At 56.6% G+C, this 10,935-nt stretch carries 8 protein-coding genes and 4 pseudogenes; 11 read left to right on the top strand and 1 reads right to left on the bottom strand.

Going from position 1 to position 10,935, the window contains the following annotated elements:
* Positions 1-87 precede the first annotated feature (87 nt).
* The 4 pseudogenes from ASC97_RS24215 to ASC97_RS34770 form a co-directional block, all read left to right on the top strand.
* Positions 88-480 (top strand): annotated as a pseudogene (locus tag ASC97_RS24215) (tyrosine-type recombinase/integrase); the annotation flags it as partial.
* 1,196 nt (positions 481-1,676) lie between these two features.
* A pseudogene (locus ASC97_RS34270) lies at positions 1,677-2,317 on the top strand (pilus assembly protein TadG-related protein); the annotation flags it as partial.
* A gap of 1 nt (position 2,318) precedes the next feature.
* A pseudogene (locus tag ASC97_RS24200) lies at positions 2,319-3,405 on the top strand (hypothetical protein); the annotation flags it as partial.
* Positions 3,405-3,605, top strand: a pseudogene (locus ASC97_RS34770) (efflux RND transporter permease subunit); the annotation flags it as partial. The pseudogenes ASC97_RS24200 and ASC97_RS34770, both read left to right, overlap by 1 nt.
* Before the next feature lie 219 nt (positions 3,606-3,824).
* On the opposite strand, the gene ASC97_RS33460 reads toward ASC97_RS34770, so the two are convergent.
* Complete coding sequence (locus ASC97_RS33460; RefSeq protein WP_082530138.1) at positions 3,825-4,619, bottom strand: IS6 family transposase; 795 nt, start codon at positions 4,617-4,619, stop codon at positions 3,825-3,827.
* Between the two features lie 457 nt (positions 4,620-5,076).
* On the opposite strand from ASC97_RS33460, the gene ASC97_RS36355 reads away from it, so the two are divergent.
* The 7 genes from ASC97_RS36355 (at position 5,077) to ASC97_RS24155 (ending at position 10,882) form a co-directional block, all read left to right on the top strand.
* Positions 5,077-5,934: a bifunctional NUDIX hydrolase family protein/GNAT family N-acetyltransferase gene (locus ASC97_RS36355; protein WP_244481577.1), complete on the top strand. Its 858-nt coding sequence runs from the start codon at positions 5,077-5,079 to the stop codon at positions 5,932-5,934.
* 47 nt (positions 5,935-5,981) lie between these two features.
* Positions 5,982-6,596 carry a 3'-5' exonuclease gene (locus ASC97_RS24180; protein ID WP_057470892.1) on the top strand — a complete coding sequence of 205 codons (615 nt, stop codon included), beginning with the start codon at positions 5,982-5,984 and terminating at the stop codon, positions 6,594-6,596.
* A gap of 47 nt (positions 6,597-6,643) precedes the next feature.
* The gene (locus ASC97_RS24175; RefSeq protein ID WP_057470888.1) at positions 6,644-7,192 is read left to right on the top strand and encodes an acyl-CoA thioester hydrolase/BAAT C-terminal domain-containing protein; all 549 of its coding nucleotides are present in this window, start codon (positions 6,644-6,646) and stop codon (positions 7,190-7,192) included.
* Positions 7,193-7,389: 197 nt separating this feature from the next.
* Positions 7,390-8,025, top strand: a complete 636-nt coding sequence (locus ASC97_RS24170; RefSeq protein ID WP_057470887.1) for an alpha/beta fold hydrolase — start codon at positions 7,390-7,392, stop codon at positions 8,023-8,025.
* Positions 8,026-8,203: 178 nt separating this feature from the next.
* On the top strand, positions 8,204-9,193 hold the full coding sequence (locus ASC97_RS24165) for a carbon-nitrogen hydrolase family protein (protein WP_057470886.1): 990 nt from the start codon (positions 8,204-8,206) through the stop codon (positions 9,191-9,193).
* A 164-nt stretch (positions 9,194-9,357) separates the two neighbouring features.
* The gene (locus tag ASC97_RS24160; RefSeq protein WP_082530137.1) at positions 9,358-10,200 is read left to right on the top strand and encodes an alanine--tRNA ligase-related protein; all 843 of its coding nucleotides are present in this window, start codon (positions 9,358-9,360) and stop codon (positions 10,198-10,200) included.
* A 94-nt stretch (positions 10,201-10,294) separates the two neighbouring features.
* On the top strand, positions 10,295-10,882 hold the full coding sequence (locus ASC97_RS24155) for an AAA family ATPase (RefSeq protein ID WP_057470884.1): 588 nt from the start codon (positions 10,295-10,297) through the stop codon (positions 10,880-10,882).
* Positions 10,883-10,935 lie beyond the last annotated feature (53 nt).

Raw genomic sequence — 10,935 nt, 5'->3', positions numbered from 1 at the left:
CAGAGCCTCACAATGAGCTCGTCAGATACTCTTCGGTGAGCTCATTTGACGGCCCGTAGATCAACCGAAAAATCTATGGGGCGTGGACGTCGCATACCAATCATCCAGAAGAAGACGAAGCGGCCCGTACAATTTGAAGTCACCGAGCAGACGAAAAACGCGCTCGCAGCTTGGCTTCCTTTCGTTCAAAGGAACGGTAGCAGCGATCTGTTCCCCAGCCGCAGGAAAACATCGCAGCATCTTTCCACAAGGCAGTACGCTCGGATCGTCCATCGATGGGTAGCCTCCGTCGGGCTGGAAGCAAGCGCTTATGGCACCCATTCAATGAGGAGAACGAAGGCAGCGCAGATATACAAGAAGACCGACAATCTCCGGGCTGTTCAGATTCTGCTAGGTCACACGAAGCTCGAAAGCACCGTCCAATATCTTGGCGTGGAGGTGGACGACGCTCTCAGGATTGCCGAGCAGATTGAGCTGTAGGTAATGACCATCGGCGATAGCCGATGGTCTCCCTCGCGCCATAACCGGCCGTTGGATTGCCAGCATTATTCAATCCCGTTGACAAGGCGCATTGGCCGTAGTCTCGTGCGTTGACCTTTGTCCGCGACATGAGCTTTGCTGTGACGAACATAGTTTCCATTATGCTTGAATGCCCGGTGCAGTCGGAGGTGTCATACCTCCTGCAGCAATCGGATGCCGTCGCCGCTCGGCTTTATCCAGGTGAATATCGACGGCCGATCAATGCCGAGTCTCTGGGAAAGACTAACACTTATGTTCTGATCGCCCGTATCGCCGAGAAGGCTGTCGGGATGTGCGTGCTGTTTGACAGAGGTGATCGTTCGACTGAACTTAAACGGATGATCGTGGACGCGGCGTCGCGACGCCCTAAATGAAATTCGGTGGTATAATGCGAAATGAAAAAGTGGGACAAATCTTACTGAAACTCAACACCTTCATAGGTTCGAACCGCGCTGCACATGTTGAGCCACGAAATGCGCCAGGCGGCTGAGTAAAGTGCGAAACGATTGTCAAAGTTCCATAAATCATATTACACGACAATCGTACAACCTATCTTACAATATGTTTTAGGCGCTAGCGGATAATTTGGACTGGCACCGTAACGTCTAACCATGAGGAACGTGCAATACGCCCCTGAGATTGCCATCTACATCAGGGGCGGAATGCTTGCCTGGAGTTTCAGCAACGGGTTAGGATCAACCTCGCCGGCCTCAGCTCACCGCCTGCCCTGCGCGTTGTGCGCAACAGGGTTAGGAAGTACTGCCCGCATGCTTGTGTCCCGGACGGGATCCAAAACTTACCATTCCTTCGAACAAGCAATAGCCCATTTTGACTTGATACTGGATTGTTGGTGTTCGCGCGGATTGCCGCTTGTGATGTTTCGGCTGCAAGCCTGGTGTTGTGGGAGGTGGCCTCCAACCGCTGCGATCCATCATCGATCGCAAGCCATGTGGAGCGACAGGATGGCGTTCATCGGGCGCCGGCTTGCGGCACGACGGCGGTTATCCAGGGCCTCCTTCCGGCAGGGGAGCTTTTACCGTCAACATTTATGTTCGGTATACCAAGACCATTTGCATCAAATTTATGTTTCTCGCATAGAAATCCCGTTCACCTTCAAATCGTGCGGTCATGAAGACCCCGCTTCGCACACCAATGCTATGGTGGAATCGTGGGACTATTTCGTGCGCAGATTAGAAAGCTTCCTCGCCGACCGCTCCGGAAATTTCGGCATCCTGACCGCCATCCTTATGGTGCCGCTCATCGGTTCCGCAGGCATGGCGATAGATTTCGCACACGCTCTGAGCCTTCGGACGCAGCTTTATGCCGCTGCGGACGCGGCCGCAGTCGGCGCCGCTCATCGGTTCCGCAGGCATGGCGATAGATTTCGCACACGCTCTGAGCCTTCGGACGCAGCTTTATGCCGCTGCGGACGCGGCCGCAGTCGGCGCGATCGCGGAAAAGTCGAGCGCCGCCGCGGCAGCGATGAAAATGACCGGCGATGGCCCTATTTCGGTCGGCAAGGACGACGCACGCAGCATTTTCAGCGCCCAGATGCAAGGCGAGTTGACCGCTGGCCAGGTGGCGGTCGACGTAGCGGTGAACAGAACCGCGAACAAGCTCACCTCCTCCGTTTCATTCAACGCGTCGGTTCCAACCACGTTCATGCGRATCTTCGGTCGACRGGACGTCAAGATCGCCGGTACCGCCACGGCGACGTTCCAGACGGCCTCGTTCATCGATTTCTACATCCTGCTCGATAACACGCCGTCCATGGGCGTCGGCGCAACGCCGGCGGACGNGGACGTCAAGATCGCCGGTACCGCCACGGCGACGTTCCAGACGGCCTCGTTCATCGATTTCTACATCCTGCTCGATAACACGCCGTCCATGGGCGTCGGCGCAACGCCGGCGGACGTCGCKACGATGGAAAGGAAGACGTCCGATACCTGCGCCTTCGCGTGCCATATCGTTTCGGAAGCGGGTGTTGAGGATAAGAACAGCTATTACAATATCGCTCGCAACAACAACGTCACGCTGCGCGTAGACGTCGTGCGTCAGGCAACCCAGAAGCTGACCGAAACGGCCAAGGCCGAGCGTGCGTCGGACAATCAGTTCAAGATGGGCGTCTATACCTTTGGCAAGAAGGCCGAGGATGCCAATCTGACCACGATCTAAGCTGACCGAAACGGCCAAGGCCGAGCGTGCGTCGGACAATCAGTTCAAGATGGGCGTCTATACCTTTGGCAAGAAGGCCGAGGATGCCAATCTGACAACGATCTCGAAGCCGATCACCAACCTCGATCAGGTCGCCGCCTATACGAGTGCCGTCACTCTCATGTCGATCCCCAAGCAGGGCTACAACAACGACCAGCAAACCAGCTTCGACAGTGCKCTGACGCAAATGAACAAGATCATCGTGAACCCTGGCGACGGCAACATCGAATCCCAGCCGCAGAAAATCCTGTTTTTCGTCTCGGACGGCGTAGGCGACAGCAAGAAGGCGAACTGCACSAAAGCCAAGACCGGCGACCGCTGCCAGGAGCCGATCGACACGTCCTTCTGCAAACCGCTGAAGGACAAGGGCGTCAAGATCGCGGTGCTTTACACSACCTATCTGCCACTTCCCAAGAACAGCTGGTACACCACCTGGATCAGGCCCTTCCAGAGCGAAATTCCCACGAAAATGCAGGAGTGTGCCACACCCGGGCTCTACTTCGAGGTCACACCGACACAGGCTGGATCAGGCCCTTCCAGAGCGAAATTCCCACGAAAATGCAGGAGTGTGCCACACCCGGGCTCTACTTCGAGGTCACACCGACACAGGGCATCGCCGAGGCSATGAAGGCACTGTTTCTGAAGGTGATCCGGATGCCGCGCATCACCAGCTGACAGCCGGCGTCAGACCCGCAGCAAGATCCTCCGCCGTCGATGCCGGCACAGTCCGGCTGCGGCCGATCGTTATGACAGCGCTTGCCAAGATCTTCGGCGTGCTACCGATGGCGCTCGGTCTCGGAGACGGAGGCGACCAGCGAGCCGCTATGGCCCGTGCCGTCACCGGTGGCTTGATTTCTTCGACGCTCCTGACGCTGGTGTTTATTCGGTCGCAAGTCGGTCTGCGCGGAGTATCGAGCGGCTCCGCCGAGCCCCGCCCGGTCATCGATCTGGTCGCGCATGCCGATGCCGATATAGCAGCCGGAACGGTGCTCACCGCAAGCGGACACCACCATTCGATCCTCAATGTCTCGGCACGGCATCGTAAACTTAAAGGGCGCGAGGCAGTCGTGGCCCGCTTGCGCCATGGCGGTTCATGTCCGGGCGATTTTCGCCCACAGGTTCATCGCCGCCGAACGCAGTTTGCGATGATGGCTGGTTGGGATGTCGTGGCGCGGGATATGGAACAGGTTGGCAATCGGGTCATGGATGGAGACAAAGCGTTGCAGATGGCGCTGAGACTTGAAGCGCTTCATGATCCGTTCTCGTCGTCGGATTGGCCGATGGGGATTCTCCGCCCGATTGTTCAACCCTTTGTGGGAGCGATGCTCGACACCCGGCATGATCTCTCGCCTTGCAGCGCCGTAGGATCGCAGCTTGTCTGTGATCATCACCCGCGGCAATCGTCCCTGGCCCTTCAAGAGCTTGCGCATCAGGCGCTTGGCGGCGTTGGCATTCCGGCGGCTTTGCACGAGAACCTCCAAGACAAAACCGTCCTGATCCACAGCGCGCCACAGCCAATGCTTCTTGCTACGGATCGAAACAACGACCTCATCGAGGTGCCACTTGTCCCCAAGCCGACCGGATGATCGACGACGTATCTCGTTGGCGAACGTTCGCCCGAATTTTTCCGCCCAAAGCCGGACCGTTTGATGCGACTTGTCCCCAAGCCGACCGGATGATCGACGACGTATCTCGTTGGCGAACGTTCGCCCGAATTTTTCCGCCCAAAGCCGGACCGTTTGATGCGAGACAATAATCCCACGGGCAGCCAGCAAGTCCTCGACCATTCGCAGGCTGAGAGGAAAACGGAAATAGAGCCACACGGCGTGGGCAATCACCTCAGCGGGAAAGCGATGGCGGCGATATAGCGGGTCATGGTCAGTCATGGCCCTTCATCGCATATCAAATTCCACGGTTCGTTAAGTTTACGATGCCCTCTCATCGCCGAAATGGCGCAGCGTAGCCGATGGATCATGGACGGCAGCGGGGCATCGTCTTTCGATCTCAGACTACCGCACACTGATCTGGTTCTGTGGGTGCGTGTTCCCCGGCGTGTCGCCCTATTTGGACTGGCAAAACGCGTTGCCCGCTTCTACGGCTCAGTGCGACCAGCCATGGCGCCAGGTTGCCCTGAGCGGCTGCCAGACCGGGAGTTTCTTTCCTATATCCGGAATTTCGAGAATAAGTACGCACCGCTCTTCATTCAAAGTATCGACCGGCATGGGCCAAATGTCCCGGTGGCGGTCCTCCGTTCCCACCGGGAGATGGCCCAGTTTGTTACAGATGTCATCAAATTTCTGACTTTTCAGTCGATTAAGGCTGATGCTCCATGGAGGGAACGTTTTGATTGAGAAAGCTTTGGTCTACGGCACCACGTCTCGCGGTCTTCTGGTGTTCGATGAACCCGATTTTCCCGAAGTTCCTATCCAAGTGCCGGGAGGCACAGTCGAAGCGGGGGAGCAGGTGATGGATGCCGCCCGTCGTGAATTCGGCGAGGAAACCGGGCTGTTGGGCCGAACGGGGTTTCGGCTCTTGGGAGACAGCCATCGGTCCTTCGAGCGAGACGGGGTGCATCATGACCTTCACCGCACCTACTTTCATTTGCCACTTGAAGAAACCCTTCCTGAGACCTGGAACCATTTTGAGACCACGCCGTCCGGCGGCGGGGCACCTATTTTGTTCCGGTTTTTCTGGATCGACATCGCGCTCGCACGGGCGCGCCTTGACCTTGGCTCGGGAGAGATGCTCGATCGACTGCCGGCGATAGGTCGCTACGATCTCTCTGTTGCCGAGAGCTCCGAAGATCAGTCAGCCTATCATCGGCTGCGGCGGACGGTGCTCTTTGAAGCCAGAGGCCGCTTCGATTATATCCAAGATGGGCCTGAGGAGATCAAAGAACAAAATCTGTCTTTGCTTTTCAAATTTGACGGGCAGGCAATCGGGACCGTTCGCCTCGATCAGAACCCAGATAGAACGGCGATCGTGCGTCTTGTAGCGATAGCGCCCGATTTTCAGCGGCAGCGTCACGGAACTGCCATGCTGGAGCGGCTTGAGCGCCTAGCGCTTTCACTCCGCATCAGGGAGCTTCTCGTGCATTCCGCGCCGGATGCGGTGGGGTTCTATCAGAAACTTGGCTTTTCACCTTATGAATTCGAAGCTGGCACTTTCGAAAGTGTGCAACTGCGAAAAATGATAAACTGATGTGCTTCGCGCAAAACACGAAAGCTTCGCAAAAGAGGAAGGGACCATTGAAAACTGCAATCATATTTGACTGTGAATTCCTCTGCATTGAAGGGTCGCAACGCAGGTTCTGGTGTGCTGCTCACGATCCAGATCCAGTCATTGCCCAGATCGGCGCGGTGAAGCTTGGGCTTGAAGGTGACTTTCCGATCCTTGGCACCTACAAGGCCTATGTCCAACCGATCGATCGATTTGGCAACCGATACGCGCTCGACCCCTTTTTCACGAAGCTGACCGGTATCACCGAAGAAGCAATCGGAACCGAAGGCGTGTCGTTGGTGGATGCACTATCCGGCATCTCGACTTTTTCCGGCGGGGCGCGACTTTGGTCCTGGGGCAAGGACGAACTCAATATGGTGGCTATCAGCTGCTATATCGCCGGCGTTGATGGTCCGATCCCGGCCCGGCGTTTCGATAACGCCGTCAAGCTCCTGCTCGCGGCCGGAATGCCGGTCGAGGACTTGGCAAAGACGCCGAGCAACAAGCTCGCCGATTACTACAACGTCGAGCATCCACCCCTGCAGGGCCATGATGCACTCGATGATGCGCTTTCGGTCTCGTACACCCTGCAACACCTCATGAAGGCCGGAAAGCTGCGACCGGAGTTGTTTGAGGTCGTTTAGACAGTCGCTAAAACCCTAATATTTGACCGGAAGGAGAAGCCATCCCCGTGTCTACACCTGAAATCGAGCAGATCGATAGTCAAGTGAAGGGAGCATTTATTCCTGCGCGGCATGGCCGTGAGACGGGCGTCATTGTCTTGAGCGGCTCAAGTAGTCGGGTCGATACTCATCGAGCGGCGCTCTTTGCGAAGGCCGGCGCGAACGCGCTCGCGCTGCGTTGGTTTGGGGCAGTCGGACAGTCACCCGGCAATGGGCTTATTTCTTACCGACCCCTCTTTGAGCAGAGTCTGACCGCCAATCCTGAGGCGGTTCAGCGAGCGCAAATCCCGATAGAGAAAACAGCGGCAGATATTGTCCTCGTTGCAGGTGGGGATGACGCGCTCTGGCCGTCGGACATGTTTGCCCAGCAGCTGTCCCGCCGCCGGAAGGAATATGGCATGCCGGTATCTCTCGTAGTCGACCGGCAGGCGGGGCACAGGATTTTACTGCCAGGTGAGAACACTCCTCGATCGACCCTTCATGCCCATGGTGGAAGCGATGAGGCAGACGCAAGGCTCGGCGAGGCAGCTTGGCGAAAGATCATGACATTGCTTTGATCCCTCGATCGCTCACTGCATCTAAAAAGTAAAAGATGCTCAAGTCGCATAAACGCTGAATTTTGGACGCTGCAAAAGTCAGCTATAGAATTCGAGCAAATGTTGGGGTTTTTGCGGATCTTGATCGCTAGGATGGTGATGGTCGACAGTAAGCTAGAACTGTTGCTGCCGCATGCGCTCCCTCTGGATGGAACCATGTGGGCCGGGCAGATGGAACTCCTATCGGGAGCAACCTAGCCCCAACTCTCTATTCGTTCGGGGACCGTATTGAATCTTGGGCGGAAAAAGCGCTGGCGCTGACGACGGCCGAGCGCCTTATCGTCGTCGGCTGCTCTGTCGGCGGGTCTTGCGCGCTGGAGGTTGCCGCCCTAGCGCCCGATCGTGTCGCCGCCCTCGTTCTAATCGGAACCAAGGCATGGCGGCGATTAGACCCCGTGCATCATGCTTCAGCGCTTCAGACGCTGCGGGAAAAAGGACTTGAGGCCGCGTGGTGCGAGTTTTGGAAGCCTCTATTCGCGAACGAGGCTTTGCCTGGAACAATCGAGATGGCGAGGCGCATTACGATGCGCCAGCCTTTGGAAGACGTGGCGCAGGGAGTCACGATTTTTCATACACGCCCAAGCCGAGATGACATTCTTTCGAGTTTCCCGGGACCAGTGGTTGTTGTCACCGGATCGGAGGATGTTGCTCCGGGGCTCGAGACCAGCAGAAAACAGGCAAAGATGGCTCAACACGGCCGTCTGCATGTTATCCCGGAATGCGGTCACTACGTGCCGATGGAACAGCCTGAGGCGATCAATTCGATTATTCGCCAAGTTTTGGAGACCGCTTGACGAATCAAGGTCCGCTGGACATCTTCGTTTCGGCGTGGCCTTCGCCCAACCTCCCAGACCTTCCCCAGCATGGTCTTGAACGGAGGCAAAGGGACTCCTGTCTCGGGCCGCTTGACTTGGTCCAATCGTGCCGGATGGGTTGCTGGGGAACTGCGTCCGGGACGTGAAAGGCCAGATCATGACCCAAAACGGAAATCTTAAACGCCGTGTGCGTGCCCGTGCTGCCAAAACCGGCGAATCTTACACCGCAGCTCTTCAACATATCCGTCAACCTCCGGACGAGCCTGCGATCCGCTCAATACGGATGGCTGTAGCCCAAACATCCCTGTTCAATGATCCTCGTGACGTTTCGGCGCTTCATGCCAGTGGAACGGAGATGCGTCGCCTCATGCGTGACGCCCATCAGGCCGGGGCTCGCCTCTTACATTTCCCGGAAGGGACAACCTGCTGGCCACATAAACGGATCATATCCGAAACCGGACCTAGAGAAATCGGGCCTTCCGATTGGACGCGCTTCGAATGGGGCGCTTTGCGCGAAGAACTGGAAGCGACCAGAAGACTTGCAAGCGAGCTTAAACTTTGGACGGTATTCGGTTCCGTTCATCAGCTCACCTCGCCGCACCGGCCACACAACAGCCTCTACGTTGTCACCGATCGCGGTGAGTTGTTGACTCGTTACGATGAGCGCCTGCTATCGAACACGAAAACCTCGTTCATGTACTCGCCGGGGAAAAACCCCGTGACTTTCGAGGTGGATGGACTGCGCTTCGGCTGCGCGCTGGGCATGGAGGTGCACTATCCGGAGATATTCGTCGAATACGAGAACCTTGACGTCGATTGTGTCTTGTTTTCGACTGCAGGAGAGACTCCTTCTAATGCTCCGACATTTGCAGCAGAGGCACTGGGGCATGCCGCGAGCAATGCCTACTGGGTCAGCTTTTCCACCCTCGCACCCCAGAGCACAGCCGCTCCCTCGGGCATCGCTTCGGCGGATGGTCAGTGGGCAGTGCAGTGCCCCATGAACGGGTTACCCGCTATCGCTGTAGCGGATATCAAAACCAACCCGGAGAGTCTTGCGCGGACGTGGCGGAGAAAGGCTCGCGGCGATCTCTACACTCCTCACCACATAGAGGGTGATCCAAGAAGTGATGGCCGAAACGTATTTTAGTTGATCATCAGCTATCGGGGCCGGCCTTCGGCCCCGACAACATGTTCATGTCGCGTATCCTGAGTTTAATACGGCGTCTCGCCCATTGTCGATCGTGGCGATTATAGCTATATTCCTTAGAGGCACATAAAACAAAGGAGGTTGCATATGTCACTGCGGGACGCCTGATCCAGCACTACCGAGACTTCTGCCTTTTAAAAGGCATCGACTTCACATGTTTTCAATCCGTAAGGCCGCATGATGACACCACGCTCTTCTGCAGCGCTGGTATGCAGCAATACAAACCCCTCTTCTCCGATCCCTACCATGTGGGAACAGTCGCAAACAGCCAGGCCTGTCTCCGCCTGGGCGATCTCGATGAAATCGGAGACGGCACCCACTTCTTGCATTTCACTATGCTTGGGCTTTTCTCGTTTCGCGAGATGAGCGTCGGCGAAGCGATAGACTTCTGGCTGGAATTTCTGGAAACGCTGGGGCTGAAGCCGGACTATGTCACCATCCATCCCGATCGCCTGGCCGAATGGACGCCGCTTTACCGCGATCGCCTCCGGATTGTCCCGGAGCCAGAATGCACCTGGAGCGACGGCAGCACTACCGGATACTGCACCGAGTTCCATAAGGATGGCGTCGAGATCGGCAATATCGTTAATCCGCTTGGCACTTGTATTGACGTCGGTTTCGGCGCCGATCGGCTTGCCATGCTCGCTTATGGCATGCCGCCGGAAAGCGAGATAGAAATCCTGCGTGATGCGATCCTCACCATCATCGAGAGCGGCTACCGACCGGGTAATAAGGAGCAGGGCTATGTTCTTCGCAAGCTGCTCCGCCGCCTGCACCGGATTGGCGGGACGCTCGACCATCGCTTCTTCTTGGAAGAGGTCGATCGGCAGGAACGGTTGCTCGCCAAGTATCTACGGCTGCGCGATAAATATCCTCAGATGAGCCCGGAATGGTGGTTCGACACCCACGGCGTCGAGCTTTCCGAGATGCCAGCGTTAGATGAGTAACATCGTCGATATCGGAACATAACTGCCGCGCCCCCACCTAAGGAGAGGCACCGCAAAATTCGCGCGTATGCTTTGTCCTTGATAGGAGAATGTTTTGATCATCGTCTTGAACGGTTACCCTGGGGTGGGCAAGCTCACAATCGGCCAGGAACTTGCCCCCAGAGTCTCTGGTCGCTTGCTGGATATTCACAGCGTTTATAATGTCGCGTTTGCTCTGACGGAGTTTAAATCCCCGGCATTCATCGAAGCTGTCGAGAAGATCGAAGCGATTGCGCATGACTTGATCCGTAAGCTTCCTTTGGAAATCCCCGTCGTCCTAACAACCGTGCTTGCGGGAAGCAGCGACTGGGGAGACGCGGAATGGGAACGCATTGTGAATCTCGGCCGGGACCGAGCGCCGCTGTTGGTGGTGCATCTTCATTGCGACCTTGATGAAAACATTCGACGCATCGAGGTGGCCGGGCGCGCTGCCAAACGCACGCCTCGCGATGCTGAGATGGCGAGAAGGAACCATGAACATGGCAAAGTCCTTGCCGGTATCAACGAGTCCGACTTACTCCAGCTTGATGTTACGAACTTGTCCCCTATGGATGCGGCGGCCAAAATCGACGAATGGGTCCAAAGCTTGGGGATTAAAAAGCGAAGGCCCGCACTTGGCGTTGATCCGATCCTCCGCCCCTGAAAAGTAAAGGGAATTTCTGTCGCGAAACTCACTCGCAAAAGTCAAAGTTTCGC

The organism is Rhizobium sp. Root1203 (assembly GCF_001424945.1).
Lineage (GTDB): Bacteria > Pseudomonadota > Alphaproteobacteria > Rhizobiales > Rhizobiaceae > Rhizobium.
This window is presented reverse-complemented; position numbering and strand designations above follow the sequence as displayed.

Bases quoted from the DNA above. Each gene is read 5' to 3' on its own strand.
- ASC97_RS24165 (WP_057470886.1), top strand. From the start codon at position 8,204: ATGACCCAAAACGGAAATCTTAAACGCCGTGTGCGTGCCCGTGCTGCC.
- ASC97_RS33460 (WP_082530138.1), bottom strand. From the start codon at position 4,619: ATGACTGACCATGACCCGCTATATCGCCGCCATCGCTTTCCCGCTGAG.